The sequence below is a fragment of the Burkholderia sp. MBR-1 genome (assembly GCF_013822785.1).
In the GTDB taxonomy this organism is placed as follows: Bacteria; Pseudomonadota; Gammaproteobacteria; order Burkholderiales; family Burkholderiaceae; genus Burkholderia; species Burkholderia vietnamiensis.
This window is the reverse complement of record NZ_CP053610.1, coordinates 141,644-158,818: the sequence shown is the minus strand read 5'-3', so window position 1 is coordinate 158,818 and position 17,175 is coordinate 141,644. Positions and strand designations below refer to the sequence as shown.

Genomic DNA, 17,175 nt, shown 5'->3' with positions numbered 1-17,175 from the left:
GGGCCAACACGCGGCGCTCGCCGTTGCAACGCCGCCGCACCTCGTGCGGTGCGAACCGACGCAATCGCGACGTGCGTCGGCCGGTGGCGTGCGAGCAGGTCGATGTCGGGAGCCGGTTCCTTCCGCTCAGAAAAGCTATACGGGGATATCAATGAAGAAGATCTTGCTTGTATTCGGAACCCGGCCGGAAGCCATCAAGATGGCGCCGCTCGTTCGCGCGCTGAAGGCGCGCGCGGATGTCGACGCGAAGGTGTGCGTCACCGCACAACATCGGCAAATGCTGGATCAGGTGCTGTCGTTGTTCGACATCGAGCCCGACTACGATCTCGATCTGATGCGTCAGGGCCAGACGCTCAGCGACGTGACGACCGGCATCCTGCATGCGATCGGCGCGGTGTTCGACGACCTGCGCCCGGACATCGTCCTCGTGCATGGCGACACGACCACCACGCTGGCCGTGAGCCTCGCGGCGTTCTATCGCTACCTGCCGATCGGGCACGTGGAAGCGGGCCTGCGCAGCGGCGACATCTGGTCGCCGTGGCCGGAGGAGCTGAACCGTCGCGTGACGGATGCGGTGTCGTCATGGCACTTCGCGCCGACCGGCCAGGCGCGCGACAACCTGTTGAGCGAAGGCGTGCCGGTCGGCTCGGTGGTGATGACGGGCAACACGGTGATCGACGCGCTGCACGACGTCAAGCACATGCTCGAACGCGACGACGCGCTCAGCCGCGAGGTCGCCGCGCGCTTTCCGTTCCTCGACCCGACGGCCCGCATGGTGCTGATCACCGGCCATCGCCGCGAGAGCTTCGGCGAGCCGTTCCGGAACTTCTGCGAGGCGCTGCGCACGCTCGCGCACCGCTATCGCGACGCGCAGTTCGTCTACCCGCTGCATCTGAATCCGAACGTGCGCGAGCCGGCGCTCGCGCTGCTCGGCGGCGAGGCCAACATCTACCTGATCGAACCGCAGGAATATCTCGCGTTCGTGTATCTGATGTCGCGTTCGCACTTCATCATCACGGACTCGGGCGGCATCCAGGAGGAAGGGCCGGCACTCGGCAAGCCCGTGCTCGTCACGCGCGATACGACCGAGCGCCCCGAAGCGATCCGGGCCGGCACCGCGCGGCTCGTCGGCACGGACCCGGAGCTCATCGTGCGGGAAGCGTCGCGGCTGTTCGACAGCGCGAGCGCCTACGACGAGATGGCGCGTGCGAGCAACCCGTACGGCGACGGACATGCGAGCGAGCGGATCGTCCATGCGCTGATGCATACGCCGGCGTCGAGCGCGAATACGACGAGCTTCTCGATGGGCGCGGCCGAACTGCCGCTCAACGCGCTCACGCTCGGATTGCAGGCGTTGCGCTCGCCCTGAGCGGGGCGGCGTCTGGGGGCTCGGTCTGCCGGTTCCGGGCAGCGCGGAAGGTCGCCGCTATTGAGCGTAGCGGCGCGTGCGCGTGCGTTCGACGGATCGGCAGGCACCGGCAGGCACCGGCAGCAACGCGGCGTCGATCTCGGATGTGGAGCATCAGCACACGCAATGCAATCGCATCCGCAGCCGCAGCCGCCGTTCAGTACGCGACGAAGATCGTCACGCGCCGATTACGCGCGCGTGCGGCCGCGTCGTCGCCGGTGACGAGCGGCTGCGTATCGGCGCGGCCGATCGCCGCGAGCCGGTGCGGCGCGACGCCGCGCTCCGCGAGATAGCGCACGACGCTGCCGGCCCGCGCGGACGACAGCTCCCAGTTCGATTCGTATTTCGCGTTCGCGATCGGCACGTTGTCGGTATGCCCTTCGACGAGGATGTCGCCGCTCGCATGCTCGCTCAATGCGCGCGCGATCTGGGTCAGCACCGGTGCCGCATCGGGCAACAGACGCGCGTCGCCGACGTTGAACAGCACCTTCGCGTCGATGCCGATCTCGATCCCGTGCGGCGCGCGCACGAGCGCGATGCGGCCGGCCGTCTTCAGTGCATCGAGCGACGCGAGCCACGCGGGCACGCGCTCGGGCAGCGTGACGGCCGCCGTTCCGCGCGCGGCGGCGTCGTGCCGCGCGAGCGTCTGATAGCGCGCGTCGAGCGCGTTGTACTTCGCGAGCTGCAGCACGTACAGCGCGAGAAACAGCACCATCAGCGTCGTGATCAGATCCGCGTACGAGATCAGCCAGCGCCCGGTCTGCGCGTCGTCGCCTTCATCGTCGTCGCGACCGGTCGCCGTTGCGCCCGCGCGCGCGGCCTCAGTTCGTGCCGTCATGTCGATGCTCCACGGGCGTCATGCGAGCGACTCGGCCGCGCGGCCGCGCACGTCGCCGGTCAGGCGCGTTTCGATCGTGTGCGGCGATTCCTTGCGCGAAATCGCGAGCAGCCCGTCGAGGTACAGCTTGCGAAACCGCAGCTCGCTGTCGATCTGCGCACGCAGCTTGCCGTACAGCGGCAGAAACACGAGGTTCGCGAACGCGAGACCGTAGAGCGTCGCAATGAACGCGACGGCGATGCCCGGTCCGAGCTGCGCAGGCTCGAGGATGTGGCTCGTCACCTGCACCAGCCCGAGCACCGAGCCGAGAATCCCGAAGGTCGGCGCATAGCCGCCCGCCTGATGCCACACGCGCGCCGCCGCGAGCCGGCTGCGCTCGTAGGCGTCGAGCTCGCGCTGCAGCGCATCCTCGAGCACGGCGCTCGACACGCCGTTCGCGAGCAGTTCCAGCCCGCGTCGCGCGAACGGATGAATGCCGGTCACGTCCATCGATTCGAACGCGAGCAATCCGTTGAGCTTCGCGCGGTCGCCCCATTCGAGCAGGTCGCTCAGATGCTTGCGGTCGACTTCCTGCGCGCGCACGAACGCGAGCCGCAACTGCTTGACCGCATCGAAAAAGCGCGCCCAGGTGTTCTGGATCATCACCGCGCCGAGCGTGCCGCCGAGCACGATCACGAGCGCCTCGAACTGGAACAGCATCGAGAAGTGGCCGCCTTCGAGCGCGAAGCCGAACACGATGGCCGTGCCACCGAGCAGCACGCCAGCCAGGGTCAACAGGTCCATGTCGTCTCCGTCGGGCCGCGCGTCACGCGTCGGACGACGCGAGCGGCGCCGGCGCAGCGCCGGCGGCCGGCGCCTTGGCCGCGCGAACGGCCTCCACCACGCGGCGCTCGATCTCGCCGACCTCGAGCGGATCGAGCTTCAGCTCGCGGCGCATCACCCACGACACCTCGTTGCGCCGCGCTTCGGTCATCACCGAGAACAGCTTGTCGGCGATCGCACGATCGTCGAGGCTCGCGATCAGCTTCGCGAGATCGTACGTATCGAAGCCGCTGATCACGTCGAACAGCGTGCGCTGGTCGACCCACACGACGTCCTCCAGCGACTGCACGTCGCCCGCGCGCGGGTGACGCCGCGAGAAATACGCGACGCCCTTCTGCTCGACGTAGCCGAGCACCTTCGACTTGCGGAACGCGAACAGCTCGTCGGCGATCTCGCCGTGCGACAGCTTGTTGAGCAGCAGCTTGCGGTCGACGCCGATCAGCGCCTCCAGATCGGCCAGCTCGATCAGCTCGAGCTCGCTGTTGATCGACAGGTCGAGGTCGTGATCGGCGACCTGCTGCGCGCGATCGACCACGCGGGCGGCGTCGAACGTGACGACCTGGCGCCCGTCCGTCGACGATCCATAGTCGGCCATGCCGCCGGCATGCTCGGCCGACGCGGCCTCGATCGTGACGAGATTGAGCTTCTCCATGCGGCGCAGCATCGCGAGCACGTGCGGGCGCGAATGGCCGGCGATCGCGCGGCAGCGGCGAATCACGTCGGCGAGCGGCACCGAGGTCTCCGCGGCTTGCGTCTGCATCGGCCGGCGCGACCATGCGTCGTCCGAGCCGCGCGCGTCGGCGCCGGCCATCAGCGACAGCACATGCGCATACGACAGCACGCCCGGCATGAAGTCGGCGTGCGTATAGGTCGCGAGCTGGTCGTCCTTGCGCTTCACGCGACGGATCATCGTGCGCACGATGTGGCGCAGCAGCGCGGACACATGCTCGATTTCCTCGTCGAGCGTCGACGCAGGCACGACCGTGAGCTGGCAGAACGACAGCGCCTTCGCGGTGTGCGCGCGCGGCTCGGCCCCGAGCAGCGCCGCTTCGCCGAAGAAGTCGCCGCGCCCGAGCGTGCCGATGACGATGCGTTTGTCCTCGCAACGCGTCGACAGCTCGACCTTGCCGTCCGCGATCAGAAAGATGACGGGCTCGCCGGCGAAGCCCTCCGAGTAGATGATCTCGCCGGGCGCGGCCGTACGCGTCCAAGATTGCTGACGGTTCAAGTTGGTTCCCCTGCTGCGCTGATTGTTGCGGACTGCGCGTCGCACGTCGGAGGCATGCGATCGACAGTCTTCCCCGTTCCCGTTTAACGTCAACGCCACACGCATCCTTTAGCAATTTCCTGCGGTTTTCCGGCCGAGATCAACGCCAAACGTTTGCGTGCCGCCTCGCGCACGGTCCACTTCGTGCGATGCGTGCGCCGGCGCTCGACGATGCATGCGTGCGCGTCGGGCGAGCCGAACCGGTGGGTCGTCGCGCGAGCGCGCATGCAGCGCATCGCGCGCCGAAACGCTCCGCGGGGTGAACAGTCGCTCGCGACCGTGCGGAAAACGCGTTCGCGAATTCGCTTGGGGATGCTTCGTTTATCTCGCGCGCGCATGGGTCCGCGCATGCCCTACCGTCCATTGAACCCTTTTTCTTCCATTATCGTCGGATAATTAGCTTTTATTTTCGTCTAAAATCTCGCTTCCTCTGAACATAGGATGGAACGAGTTTTGATTAAGCTGACGAAAACTATCTCGCGTACGGCCATCGCCGCATGCGTGGCTTGTGCCGGTCTGATGCCGCTGTCCCAGTCGGCCCAGGCCCAGGTCGAGCCTTTGAAGAACCCCGTCTATGGGGTCACGCTGGACGACCTGACCAAACTCGATGCGATCGTCGCGTCGCTGCAGAACCTGCCGTACCGCCCGACGGTGCGCGTCGTGTTCGATCCGGGCACGTCGGCGGCCGACTACTACGCGCCGCTGCTGCGCCTGCACTCGGTCGCATACGTGATGGGCGAAATCTACGATTCGTACTATTTCCCGACGACGCTGTCGGCGTACCAGGCGCGCACGCAGGAACTGGTGTCGCAGCTGAAGAACACCGTCGACGTGTGGGAAATCGCGAACGAAATCAACGGCGAATGGCTGCGCAACGACCCGAACGGCACCAACACGGTGGTCAACTCGGAAGAGCAGCAGATCGGCCAGATGGTCGCCGCGGCCAATACGATCGTGAAATCGAACGGCGGCAAGACGGCCATCACGCTGTACTACAACGACGACAGCAAGGGCAACAACTGCTGGGCGAAGCCGCAGGATTACTGGAAGACCTGGCCGACGAATTTCCTGTCGTCCACGGTGCGCCAGCAAGCCGACTACGCGCTGTTCAGCTACTACCCGTATCAGGACTGCCCGGGCCTGAGCCCGTCGTGGAAGAACGACTTCGCGGCGCTGGAAAGCATCTTCCCGAACGCGAAGGTCGGCTTCGGCGAAATCGGCACGTCGGACATCGCCGCGCCGACGTCGGTGCAGCAGAACCTCATCACCACCTACTACCCGATGGTCAACAGCATGACCGATCCGCGCTTCATCGGCGGGTTCTTCTGGTGGAACTACGTCGAGGAGATGCTCCCGTATTCGACGAGCGGCTACTTCAAGCTGCTGCGTCAAACGATCATCACGCTCAAATCGCCCAGCTGATCGCGTCGTAGCGATCCGTCCAGGCGTCAGCGCAGCCGCTCAGAACCACAATGTCGCGCGCACCACGAGACCACGTGCGCGGGCCGCTGACGTCAACGGAAACCGGTATTGCACCGTCACATCGACGTAGCTCGCCGGCGCCGTATAGCGCCCTTCGCGGAACCAGTACCGGAACTGGATGCCCGGCCCCACGCCGATCGCCGTCTCGTCCTTCTCACGGTTGTCGTGATCGCCCGCCACCGCGACGTGCGGATAGACGGTCAGACGATTGCCGAGCATCGGCAGACGCCACGTGTGGCCATAGCGCAGCTCCGAATAAACGATGTAGCGCCCCGCGTGAATGAAATAGGCGCCTTCTACATAGGCCTGCCAGCTGCGCCAGCTCGGCTCGGTCACGCGCAGGTCGGTGCCCGCTTCCGACGAATATCCCAAACGCATCAGCCAGTCCGTCATCGACAGGCTGCCGATGTGGAACAGCCGCTCGGCGGTCATCACCACGTTCTGATCCGGTATCGGCTTGTAGCGCACGCCCACCGACCCCTGCACCGTCGGCATGCCGGTCACGTTGCCGTTGCCGTCGTACGCGGTGCCGTAACCGCGCACGAAGAACTGCAGGATGCGCCCGTTCTGGTAGCCGATCTTCGGCGGCTGCCAGTACGCCTCGACGCCCGGCTGCAGCACGCTGATCGTTCCTTGCGGGCCGAACGCGGCCGATTGATACGGCGCGCTCAGCACGAAACCCCACGTGCGCTGCAGTTGCTCGACTTCGCGCCGATAGCCGAACTTGCGCTGCGTGTCGAACGCGTGCTCGCTTTCGTCGGCATCGAGACTGTGCTCGAACATCTGCACCGATTCGTCGTTCAGGCCGATCCGCTTCGCCGCATAGCCGGCATCCGCATAGTTCATCGCGTTGCCGGCGCCGCCGGCGAAGCCTTGCTGGAACGCGTCGAGCGCATCGCGATCGCGGTGCTCGCGCAGCAGGTCGTACGCGTGTTGCAGATGCTGCATCGCCGAGTCGTCGGCCGGTGCCTGCGGCGGCCGATCGACCTGCCGCGCCTGCGCGGCGATCGCGGCGGCCATGTTGCGTTCGGTGTCCGTCGCCGCGTCGCTGGCGGCCAGTTCGGCCATCCGGATCGCCGTGTCGTGATCGCCGGCCTGCAGGCTCAATTGCGCGATGCGCACCTGGATCACCGCGGATTTTTCATCGGCGAGCGGCGCGAGCGCGATGCCCGCTTCATGCGGACGGTTCGCCGCGAGCGCGCTGTCCGACCATGCGAGCCGCAGGTTGCGCTGCTGCTCCGCGCTCCACTTGCCGCCCGCCACGGCGGCCGAGAAGTCGCGGCACGCGACGTCGTAGCGCATCTGGCGCTGCGCGAGATAACCGTGCTGCGCGAGCACGGCCGCGCTGTTCGGAAAGCGTGTGCTCAGCGATTCGAGCAGCGCGTCGGCGTCGTCGACCTTGCCTTCGCGCCGGTACACGTCGACGAGCAACAGTCCGAGCTGCTCGCTGCCCGGCTGGATCTGCAGTGCGCGCAACGCATACACCTCCGCGCGGGGCAGGTCGCCGGCGTCGATTGCCTTGTAGGCGCCGTCGGCCAGCCGGAACGCTTTGGGGACGAGCGGCCGGGCAGCGTGCGCGGGCGGCTGCCACGCGAGCGACATGGCGAGCGCCAGTGCGCTGAGCCGCGCGCAGCGCGCGAGGCCGGCGGTGATCGGACGGGTCGAGCGTTTCATGCCTGTTCTCCCGACGGCCGAATCGCCGCAGATGCCTGCATCGACGCGCCGTCGCCGTCGCGTAGCCGCGAGATCTCGACGAAGCGCGAGTGCCGCGCGAGTTCGGCGGAAATTTCCGCATCGCACGCGATGAAGTACGCGACGTTGGTACGCGCGCCGCGTCGCACGACCTCCTGTTCGTCCTGAGTGAGCGGGCGGCCGACCGCGATGTTCAGCGTGCCGTCGTCGGCGGTGGAAAACGGAATCGCGCGATACGCGTACTGCAACTCGAAGGCCAGCGAGTCCGCGAAATGGCCGACAGCAACGTTGCCCAGGCTCACGCGCGGCAGATCGGCCTGCTCGGCGATCGCGTCGGCGAGCGATTCGGTCGACAGCATGCTCGCGTCGAGCAACAGCTCGCCGAGCCGCTTGCCGCACGTCACTTGCTTGTCGAGGCATGCCTGCAGCTGCTCGAGCGACAGCACGCCCCAGCCGACCAGGATCTCGCCGATCCTGCGCCGCACTTTCCCGAGCGCTTCGTTCGACAGATAGGTGTGGCTGGTCTTGTCCCACGCGATCGGCTTGCCGCTCACCAGGTGGCCGAGATAGATGCGCCACGCGCGGCAAACCGCGTAGAAGTTGATCATGTTGTTGACGAACATCCGCGGGACCGACAGCACCCCCTGCAGCGGGCCGTTCAGCTTGCTGACGAAGTGCACGCGCTGTCCGGCGCGCGCGACCAGCATGAAGGTGTTCACCCACAGCAGCGGCGCGATCCACGGGCCGTTCGTCGCGAAATGAACGCTGGCCGGGAGCGCATGGCCGGTTTTCTCGAGGACGGCAAGCAGCACGAAATTGAGCAGCACGACGTAGGCGATCACCGAGAACAGCGACGTCACGATGCCCTTGCGATCGTGGAAGAACATGTAGCGGGTGAGCAGGTCGCCTTTCCAGCCGAGCTGCTCCCAGCCTTGAAACGCGATGCCGAGCACCCAGCGCGCGCGCTGCCGGTATGCTGTTCTGAACGTCTTCGGAAAATACTCGCGCGTCGCGAGCAGGTTCTCACGTGCCGCGCCTTTGCGCGCGTTGCGCGCCTGCGCATCGCGCGCGACGTCCGACAGCGGGAAGCGGGCGAACGTCTCCGTCATCCCGAGGTCCCTCAGCCGGAAGCTGAAGTCGTAGTCCTCGGTCAGCGAACTGGTGTTGAACGCGTTGCCGCCGCTCGCCTTCATCGCCGCGTCGATCGCGCGGCGGCTGTAGCACGACGCCACGCCCGCGCCGGGCACGACGCCGGTCAGACGCGCGCGCACCGGCACGTCCTTCTGATGCGTTTCGCTGAAATCGTCGAGGTAACAGCCGGCGACGAACTCGTTCCATTTGCGCGGCAACGACAGCACGGGAAGCTGCACGAGGTCGCTCTGCGTGACCGCGTGGTTCAGGTACTTCAATTCGGCCGGGTGAATCACGTCCTCGCAGTCGTGCATCACGACGCCGGCGAACTGAATGCGGTGGACGTCCTCGTAACGCAGGATCGCATCGAGAATCCAGTTCAGGCAGTCGGCCTTGCAGGTCGGCCCGTCGTTGCGCACCGTCGCGCGCGTGACGCGCCCGGGGTAGCGTCGAACCATCCGTTCGACTTCGGCCGTAGTTTCGGCATCGTTGTGATAGGTGCCGACGAAGATCACATAGCGTTCGTACTCGATGGTCGCGAGCGTGTTCTCGATCATCTTCGCGATCACGTCATACTCTTTCCAGGCCGGCACCATCAGCGCCAGATAACGCTCGTCGAGCGCGCGCAGCATGCCGATGTCGATGGCTGGCGCCTTCTCGCGACGCAGGACCCGGCGGATTTCGAACGACCAGTAACAGGCATCGAGCGTGAGATCGTCGAGCGTGCTGATCAGGATGACGATCGCGGTCACGATGGCGACGACGTCGAGCGCCGACAGATACGCACTCCATATTGTATGGTTCATCATGTTTTCCGCGATTGTCGCTTGTCAGTGCTGTTTGCGCCTGCCGACGCAAGGCCGATAAGCAGCCCCACCTCGCCCCCGGTACAACTGCCCTTCCGTTCCTGCCCGCTGCGCGTGCGGCTCTGAAGCGGCGCCCGCGCGGCCGAATCGCACGCTCACGCATCAGGCGCCATCGACGCGCTCGCGCAAATTTTCCGACGCTGATTCCAACGAGACGCCGCACACTGCTGCGGTCATGCCCACGCGAAACCGCCGGCGTCGGTCGCGTCGCACGGCCCCCCGTACACCGCCGTCCGCACGCACGATTCGTCAAGCAAGTCGTGCGCCATCGGCACGCAATCCTTGTCGCTCGCGGGGTGCCGGCATGCGCGGCAGGCGGCCGGCACCGCGAAGGCAGGCCAAATGTTTCAGCACTGAAACGTGCGGTCGCGCCGCGCGTGAAAGCTGCCCGACAGGTCGGCCGCGCAGCGACGCCGGCCACGACCGCGCGCGGCTCGGACGAACGGCGCGCACGTCGCGCTCGGCGGCATGATGGGCCGCCATTCGAACGGCCCGCCAGCCGGCCCGCGCGCGGCGGTGCGCAGCGCGCCGCGCGTGCGTCGCGCGACGTTCGCCGCGGCACTCGCGATCGGGCCCCGCGTTGTGCCCGCGTTACGCGCGTGCAACGTTTATCGCTGCAATTCCGGCTTGCCGCGCGGCGCTGATGTCGGCGTCCCGGCACGGCGCGCGTTTGCGGTGGATGGTATGGATCTGGCTTGAAACACAGCCGACCGGTTTCATTTGCTTATCCGGTATCAGGCGCACAACAAATCACGACATGAAGTCCAGCTACGGATCGGGGGGGCTGGTCGTGCTCGTTTCCCGAACGAGGCGATCGCAATTTGCCTATCAAAGGATGAACACCATGCCTTCGCATCGAAACCACTCTTTCCGAACCGGGGTGAGCGCCGTCGGGCTGCTCGTTGCATTGACGTCCGCGCTCGTCGTGACGGGCCCGCTCCAGGCCGCGAACGCGCAGCAAGCCAGCAGCTCGTCCAGCGGCAAGGTGAAGCCACCGCCGTTGCCGAACGGCTCCGCGCACGTGCGCGTGAAGGCCGGCATGTCCGACGAGGATTGGGAAAAGGCCTACAAGGAGACCGGCCGCCCGCCGTTCAGCCCCAAATCCGTCAAGAAGGCTGGCGGCAACGTGGAACGCGAATAGGGAGAAACGGCCATGAAGAAGATCCTGATCGTCATCGCGCTGCTGGCCGGCTTCGTGCAAATCGCGACGCCCGGCACGGCCCACGCGCAGACCACCACTGCCCGCACGCTCGTGCTCTACGACAACCCGGCCAACGACCCGTATTCGAAGCTCGGACTGATGTACAGCATCATGTTGCGCAATCTGCTCGGCCACTTCAATACGACCGTGGACCTGGTTCCGATCCAGAACTACACGTCGGGCATGGTCGGCAATCACGACGTGACGTTCTACATCGGCGATTACTACAACAACCCGATTCCGACCGCGTTCATGAGCGACGTGATGACCGCCACGAAGACGGTCGTCTGGTTCAAGTACAACCTGTGGCAGCTCGCATGGAACACGGCGTACACGTTCAACCAGACCTTCGGGTTCAGTTTTCAGGGGCTGGCCGGGCTGAACGCGACGCCTTCGTCGAGCAATCCGAACCCCGGCTTCTACGACACGATCACCTACAAGAACCTGCCGATGGTGAAGTACTACGCGTACAACGCGTCGACCGGCGCCGTCAGCGCGGACCCGGACGTCGGCCTGACGCAGGTGGTCGATGCGACCAAGGCGCAGGTGCTCGTCACGATGAAGAACAGCCAGAGCGGCGCAACCGCGCCGTACGTGATGCGCTCGGGCCGCCTCTGGTACTTCGCCGACGTTCCGTTCTCCTACATCGGGCCGACGGATCGCTACCTCGTGATCTGCGACATGCTGCACGACATACTGCAGACCAACGCACCGGTGAATCATCGTGCGCTCGTGCGTCTCGAGGACCTCGACGCCTATACGACGACGAGTTCGATGAAGCAGCTCACCGACTACCTGTACTCGAAGAGGATCAAGTTCACGATGGCGACCATTCCGCTGTATACCGACCCGAACGGTTATTACAACGGCGGCGTGCCACAGACCATCCATCTCGCGCAGGCAACGGGGCTCAAGAATGCGCTGAACTACGCAATCCCGCGCGGCGGCTCGATCGTGATGCATGGCTACACGCACCAGTACGACTCGACGCCGAATCTGCTGACTGCCGTCAGCGGCAGCGACTACGAGTTTTGGTACGCGGTGCAGAACCGGCCGGTCGACGAGGACTCGGTGCAATGGGCGGAGGACAGAATGACGAACGGGCTGCTCGAGTTCACGGCCAACGGCTACAAGATCGTCGGCTGGGCTGCGCCGCAGTATCAGGTGTCGCCCAAGGCGGCGGCGGCGACGGCCGCGACGTTCCCGACCACGTTCCAGCGGGCCGTCTACTACACGGCGACCAATCCACAGCTCGGCACCGGCGCACCCAACCAGGACTTTTCGGCCGGGCAGTTCTTCCCGTACATCATCAACTCCGATTACTACGGACAGCGGATCATTCCGGAGAACCTGGGCAGCATCCAGTACAACATTTGCAGTATCGACCAGTTCTCGTGCATCACGTACACGTGGCAGCAGCTCGTGACCAATGCACAGTACGGGCTGGCCGTGCGCGACGGCTTCGCGTCGTTCTTCTTCCATCCGTACTGGCTCGAACCCGACCTCCGGCTGCCTGCATTGCAGGATTTCCAGAGTCTCGTGACCGGCATCACGAACCTCGGATATACCTGGGTGGACGGCACGACGGCCAAGTGACGCGGCTGGCCGCAAGCGCGCGATCCGCAATGACGATGCGGATCGCGCGTGTGCTTCGGATGGGCTACGATGATGCGCGGGAGGGCTTATCTGGAGGCAAGCGATGACCATCTATGCCATCCGCGCGTTGCGCAGGTTTCGGCAGCGTATCGGCCGGCTCCGGCAGGCCGCCGGGCCGCGCCGGCGCGTGCACGTGGCGCATGCGACGCCGTTCGCGGCCGTTGCCGCGTCGCTGGCGATGACCGCTTGCAGCTGGACGGCGCACGACGTGCACGCCGACGGCATCGTCTGGCAGCTCGACAACGCGACGATCAATCCGGCCGGCAACTGGCAGCAGCTCGGCGTGCATGAGCTGTTGATCCAGTGGAGTGCCGTCGACGATACCGCGTATCTCGCCGGCACCGGCATGCGCACGGCCTCGCATCTTCCCGACTGGCAACGCATCGGCCGCGAGCCGTGGGCCCGCAACGTGATCCTCGGCCTGGCTGGCTACCAGGACGAACGGCGTGCGCGCACGCAGCTGTCGGCACTTGCCGATCAGTCGGTCGCGGTCGCACGCGCGCCGGTTCCGCTGCATGTCACCGGCTATTACTTCCCCGTCGAAATCGATCCGACCTGGCAGGACGCGCCGAAGCTCGCGGCGATCCTGAACCGGTTGCCGCGACCGCTGTGGGTGAGCGTGTACGACCAGAGCAACATCGGCGGGAAGGCGCTGGCTGACTGGCTCGTCACGTGGCTGCCCGCGGATGTCGGTGTGTTGTTTCAGGACGGCTGCGGCGTGTATGCGCGCGAACCGTATGTCGCGCGTACGTACGTCGATGACTTGGCCGCGCGCCTGGGCAAGCGACGCGTGCGGCTGATCGCGGAGGCGTTCCGACCCGCGGAGCGTGGTGGGTTTCGCGCGGCCACTGCGGATGAGCTGGCCGCGCAATTGGCTGTTTATCGCGGGTATTCGGTGTATTTGTTCGACGGCCCGCATTATGTGTCGGATGCGCTTACGCGGGAGCTCGTGGGCCGCAAGGGTCGGCCGCGAGCGGTCGCGGCGGGCGGGGTTGGGCAGTGAGGGGGTGACTAGCGTGCCGGTGAGGCGGTGTCGTGTATCGCGCATTGCGCATTGCAGCGCGTCGCGAAACGGCGAAAAGTAATCTTCGTGGAGTTCCGTGGATGTGGGCTTTCGACACGGTGCGGCCTGTCAGATTTGCCTCTAACGGCCATTCAGCGTCAGGCGTGGCGCCGATAGCATTCGCGTCTGGTCGGATGCAGCCGGCTAGCCCTGCGACGTGCGACCGTCGCAGATCAGCCCAGGTTGAGAGCCTCTACAGGCGACCTCAGTGCTACCTGAGCCGTCCCTCGAACTCGCCGCTAGGCAGCAGTGGCCTGAACAAGACGCAGGCCCCATCCAGTTTGCAACGTACCGTCTTCGCTTTGCATGGGCGCGAACGCCGACAACAGTTCACTTTTGAACTGCGCGCGCGCCGCTTCCGACATCCGGTCGGCATCGTAGGTGTCCAGCACGTCCAACCACAGCTGCTCGGGTGTAGGCGTCCAGTCGATGTCGATGTCTTCAAAAGCCACATCAACAAAATCGCGTTTTAGCAGTTCTTGCCAACCGGCTTCACTGCGCGTGCGCGCGTCGCCGAGTCGCAACTCGGTGAGCCGAGCCTTCGCGATTGACTTGAAGATGTCCAAAAAGACTTCGCCGACCTTGCCGGTCAAAAAGCTCCGCCCCACGATAGCGGAAAAACTGCCGCCGTCACGTAATACCCGGCGAATCTCTCGGACCACTTGTTCGATATCGTCCATCAACATGAGAGCCATGTGCGACAGCACGTAGTCTACTGAACCGCTATCGAGCGACATTTCTTGTGCGCGCTCGTTGAGCAATCGTATTTCGTGCGGCAATATTCCCCGAGCCACGCTCAACTCGCCATCGCTCATGTCTATGCCAATCAGCTTCGTGGCTGCATGCCCCCTGTCGTTCAGAATTTGCAGCAATGGCCCATCGCCACATGCCAGGTCGAGGACAGTCCGCGACATCGCTTCATTCGGCACACGATTCGCCAGTGCGTGATAGGAGGAAGGGTATGCCGCCTGCCCAGATCGGGCAGGTCGATTACCATAGGCTCGACGCGTTGCTCCTGCCCGGCGGCGATGAAAATCTCTCAAATATATTTCTGCGTGCGAGGTCATTCTTGCGCCATCCGATTGTTCGCGAGTTGGGGCAGTTGTGACGCTGGAGGCTGAACCCCCAGCGGATTGTCGACGAACCACACCGCGATGTCGAACGTATCAAAATGGCCGAATGCGGTCGGCAGACGCGTTGCAACGTGCGACCGTCTCGGATTGACCCGGAGCGGTCGGTCGGCGTTCTACAAAGCGGCCGTTCCGCCGGTATCTCGGCCTCACGCAACGGCGCTTCCCACCGGGCATCACCGGTGAGCCATTCTGCGTGATTTTTACACGGCCTCGGCCACCTGCTGCCTGATGCACCGGTCCCGTGCCCACCCGAGCGGACCTCGGTCACACCGGCAACGGTCATCAATCTTGACGACGAAGCGCTTCGCCCCATATCTTGATCGTGGACGAGAACTGCCCAGGCTCACTCGCTTCTACTTTGATGGCTGTCGGAATAAAGCTACTCCCTTGATACTCTGGCGTAGCTTCGTACCTTGTGACCTTGCCCGATTGCACTAGCGGAGCGATGATGTTGCGGTCCATCGACTGCTTGATCTCAATGACATAGGCCGGCACGTAGACAACGTTCAGCCCCGAGTCAGGGCCGCCGAATTCGCGCGGCATAAGTAATAATTTTCCGAGAGCGCCGCTTTTGTAAAGGGCTTCAGCCTTTGCTTGAGAGTCGATGTCCGCGTAGTCGGGACCTACCGGCTCGTTCTTTTTTCTAAACCAGTTAAAAAACAAGATTCTCTCCCCGAAATTTGATGTGCGCCCCTAGCCGAAACGGTGCCGAGCACCTGATTGTTGACGATCTAGACAATCCTGTCGAGTGACCGAATCTGGCCGGCATTTCCCGATCGATGTGCTTCATGTTTATCGAGCACCGGGCGCGGCGTATGCTCGGCCAGAGCACGAGTGTGCGCGCACGGTCTCCGGATTGACCGGGCTATGCCCGGGGACGATCTGCATCATCACCAATTCTGCTTTCTCTCCGTCTGGCACGAACCAAATCATCATGGCAGTTAGATCGTTTCCCTTCGCTGATTTCAGCCACCGGACCATCCGCACCTGTTCCGGGAAGCAGGTTGTCGCGCCCTCGATGTCCTCAGTGATCGATCCGTATTGGTCAAAAGTCTCCTTCATTGACTCTACTGCCTGAGGGCGCGACACAGACTTCCTTACGTTGTCAGCGAAGCTGTCGTAGATGGCGTCGAATTGCTTGTTATTGAATCGTTGGATCGCAACTCGTTCAGCCGACAAGGAGGCTGCTTTATCGTGTGCGAAGTATCCAAAGTGGACCTTGAGCTTCATGAGAACGCCGACGCTGATCAGCACGGCTATCAAACCAGCGATTTTCCATTTCTTACTTTTCGTCATTTTTGTTGCCTGCACCTTGCACCGTTTTCCGCTACCTAGCCTCGCGCTGCCTGTGATGCGGTGCTACGCTGCGTAGGATTGAGCTTCCCTCGGTTTTTCGCCTTCCAACGGTCCTGAGTTATGCAGCCGCATTCTTGGTCTGCTGAGCGTTGATCCAGTCCTGAAGATACCTTTCCGGAGACACAAAGCCGAGCGACGAATGACGACGAGTGCGGTTGTAAAACACTTCGATGTATTCGAACAGATCGGCCTTCGCGTCCTGATGCGTCCGGTAGCGCGTGGCGTGAACCCGTTCGTTCTTCAAGCTGTTGAAGAAGCTTTCCGTTGGGGCATTGTCCCAACAGCTTCCCTTGCGACTCATTGAGCAGCGCATGCCGTAGGCGCTCAGCTTGCGCTGGAACTCGTGACTCGCGTATTGGCTGCCTCTATCCGAATGGCACAGTGCACCCGGCGCGGGACGGCGGCGGAACCAAGCCATCGTCAGCGCGTCCGTCACGAGACCCGCCGTCATGCGCGGCTTGATCGACCAGCCCACCACCTCCCGGTTGAACAGGTCGAGCACCACGGCCAGGTACAGCCAGCCCTCGTCGGCCCAGATATATGTGATGTCCGAGCTGAACACCTGATTCGGCGCGGCGGGCGTGAACTCGCGGTTCAACAGGTTTGGCGCGACCGGCAGCTTGTGTTTCGAATCGGTCGTCACCCGGTAACGGCGCTTGTGCCGCGCCTGGATGCCATGCTCACGCATCAGCCGTTCCACGCGCTCCTTGCTGGCCGGAAAGCCTCGATCACGGATTTCCTCAGTCATGCGCGGCGAACCGTATGCTCCTTTGACCTCGGCGTGCACCGTCCAGATCAGCGTCAGCAATTGCGTGTCCGTCAGTCGCGTTCGCCCCGACTTGCCGCCGCGCTTCCACGCGCGATAACCGTTCACGCTGACCGACAACACCCCGCACAGCGACGACAGCGGATACTGCCCGACCTGCTGGTCGATCCAGGCATACCTCACAGCAGGTCCTTCGCGAAGTATGCTGCCGCTTTTTTTGCGATCTCAAGTTCCAGTTGCAGGCGCTTGATCTCGGCGCGCATGCGCGAAAGCTCCATCTGCTCCGGCGTAACTGGCTTCGCTCCGGCTCCATTCAGCTTGCCCGACGCCTCGGCCTTTACCCAGTGGCGCAGCGTCTGCTCCGACATGCCCAGTTCCCGGGCCACCACAGCAAAGCCCTGGCCGTCCTTGACCCGCTGCACGGCTGCAACCTTGAATTCCGGCGTGTACGATTGTTTCGGTACCTTGAACATCCCTGATTCCCTTCCTTTCCG

At 64.3% G+C, this 17,175-nt stretch carries 15 protein-coding genes; 5 read left to right on the top strand and 10 right to left on the bottom strand.

Going from position 1 to position 17,175, the window contains the following annotated elements; all coding sequences use genetic code 11:
• Positions 1–151: 151 nt before the first annotated feature.
• Positions 152–1,369 carry a non-hydrolyzing UDP-N-acetylglucosamine 2-epimerase gene (gene wecB, locus MBR110_RS15615; protein WP_011881474.1) on the top strand — a complete coding sequence of 406 codons (1,218 nt, stop codon included), beginning with the start codon at positions 152–154 and terminating at the stop codon, positions 1,367–1,369.
• A 196-nt stretch (positions 1,370–1,565) separates the two neighbouring features.
• Here the strand turns inward: wecB and MBR110_RS15610 are convergent, their stop codons facing one another.
• The 4 genes from MBR110_RS15610 to MBR110_RS15595 form a co-directional block, all read right to left on the bottom strand.
• On the bottom strand, positions 1,566–2,246 hold the full coding sequence (locus tag MBR110_RS15610; protein WP_011881473.1) for an OmpA/MotB family protein: 681 nt from the start codon (positions 2,244–2,246) through the stop codon (positions 1,566–1,568).
• An 18-nt stretch (positions 2,247–2,264) separates the two neighbouring features.
• Positions 2,265–3,029, bottom strand: coding sequence for a flagellar motor protein (locus MBR110_RS15605; RefSeq protein WP_124260094.1), 765 nt, complete (start codon positions 3,027–3,029; stop codon positions 2,265–2,267).
• Positions 3,030–3,051: 22 nt separating this feature from the next.
• Positions 3,052–4,296 carry a Crp/Fnr family transcriptional regulator gene (locus tag MBR110_RS15600; RefSeq protein WP_014724565.1) on the bottom strand — a complete coding sequence of 415 codons (1,245 nt, stop codon included), beginning with the start codon at positions 4,294–4,296 and terminating at the stop codon, positions 3,052–3,054.
• Positions 4,297–4,385: 89 nt separating this feature from the next.
• A complete protein-coding gene (locus MBR110_RS15595; RefSeq protein ID WP_126220771.1) occupies positions 4,386–4,685 on the bottom strand; it encodes a hypothetical protein in 300 nt (99 codons plus the stop codon).
• Between the two features lie 91 nt (positions 4,686–4,776).
• On the opposite strand from MBR110_RS15595, the gene MBR110_RS15590 reads away from it, so the two are divergent.
• Positions 4,777–5,757 carry a hypothetical protein gene (locus MBR110_RS15590; RefSeq protein WP_014724562.1) on the top strand — a complete coding sequence of 327 codons (981 nt, stop codon included), beginning with the start codon at positions 4,777–4,779 and terminating at the stop codon, positions 5,755–5,757.
• A gap of 39 nt (positions 5,758–5,796) precedes the next feature.
• Here the strand turns inward: MBR110_RS15590 and MBR110_RS15585 are convergent, their stop codons facing one another.
• Both MBR110_RS15585 and MBR110_RS15580 read right to left on the bottom strand, forming a co-directional pair.
• Positions 5,797–7,491: a bacteriophage N4 adsorption protein A gene (locus MBR110_RS15585; protein ID WP_014724561.1), complete on the bottom strand. Its 1,695-nt coding sequence runs from the start codon at positions 7,489–7,491 to the stop codon at positions 5,797–5,799.
• On the bottom strand, positions 7,488–9,446 hold the full coding sequence (locus MBR110_RS15580; RefSeq protein WP_014724560.1) for a glycosyl transferase family protein: 1,959 nt from the start codon (positions 9,444–9,446) through the stop codon (positions 7,488–7,490). The genes MBR110_RS15585 and MBR110_RS15580 overlap by 4 nt, the downstream gene beginning before the upstream one ends.
• 817 nt (positions 9,447–10,263) lie before the next feature.
• Between MBR110_RS15580 and MBR110_RS15575 the strand changes: the two genes are divergently transcribed.
• The 3 genes from MBR110_RS15575 (at position 10,264) to MBR110_RS15565 (ending at position 13,366) form a co-directional block, all read left to right on the top strand.
• The gene (locus tag MBR110_RS15575) at positions 10,264–10,647 is read left to right on the top strand and encodes a hypothetical protein (RefSeq protein WP_224056520.1); all 384 of its coding nucleotides are present in this window, start codon (positions 10,264–10,266) and stop codon (positions 10,645–10,647) included.
• A gap of 12 nt (positions 10,648–10,659) precedes the next feature.
• Positions 10,660–12,303, top strand: a complete 1,644-nt coding sequence (locus tag MBR110_RS15570; protein ID WP_014724553.1) for a DUF2334 domain-containing protein — start codon at positions 10,660–10,662, stop codon at positions 12,301–12,303.
• Between the two features lie 103 nt (positions 12,304–12,406).
• Positions 12,407–13,366: a hypothetical protein gene (locus tag MBR110_RS15565; RefSeq protein ID WP_014724552.1), complete on the top strand. Its 960-nt coding sequence runs from the start codon at positions 12,407–12,409 to the stop codon at positions 13,364–13,366.
• Positions 13,367–13,665: 299 nt separating this feature from the next.
• On the opposite strand, the gene MBR110_RS15560 is transcribed toward MBR110_RS15565, so the two are convergent.
• From MBR110_RS15560 to MBR110_RS15545, 4 genes are all read right to left on the bottom strand, one after another.
• Positions 13,666–14,493: a class I SAM-dependent methyltransferase gene (locus MBR110_RS15560; protein WP_181709406.1), complete on the bottom strand. Its 828-nt coding sequence runs from the start codon at positions 14,491–14,493 to the stop codon at positions 13,666–13,668.
• Positions 14,494–14,841: 348 nt separating this feature from the next.
• A complete protein-coding gene (locus MBR110_RS15555) occupies positions 14,842–15,222 on the bottom strand; it encodes a hypothetical protein (protein WP_011881461.1) in 381 nt (126 codons plus the stop codon).
• A gap of 129 nt (positions 15,223–15,351) precedes the next feature.
• Positions 15,352–15,855: a hypothetical protein gene (locus MBR110_RS15550; protein ID WP_176025871.1), complete on the bottom strand. Its 504-nt coding sequence runs from the start codon at positions 15,853–15,855 to the stop codon at positions 15,352–15,354.
• A gap of 118 nt (positions 15,856–15,973) precedes the next feature.
• Positions 15,974–17,154, bottom strand: a protein-coding gene (locus tag MBR110_RS15545) for an IS3 family transposase (RefSeq protein ID WP_155626725.1) whose coding sequence is annotated in 2 segments (ribosomal slippage) — positions 15,974–16,902 and positions 16,902–17,154 — 1,182 coding nt in all. Because the reading frame shifts where the segments join, the coding sequence is not laid out codon by codon here.
• Positions 17,155–17,175: the final 21 nt, after the last annotated feature.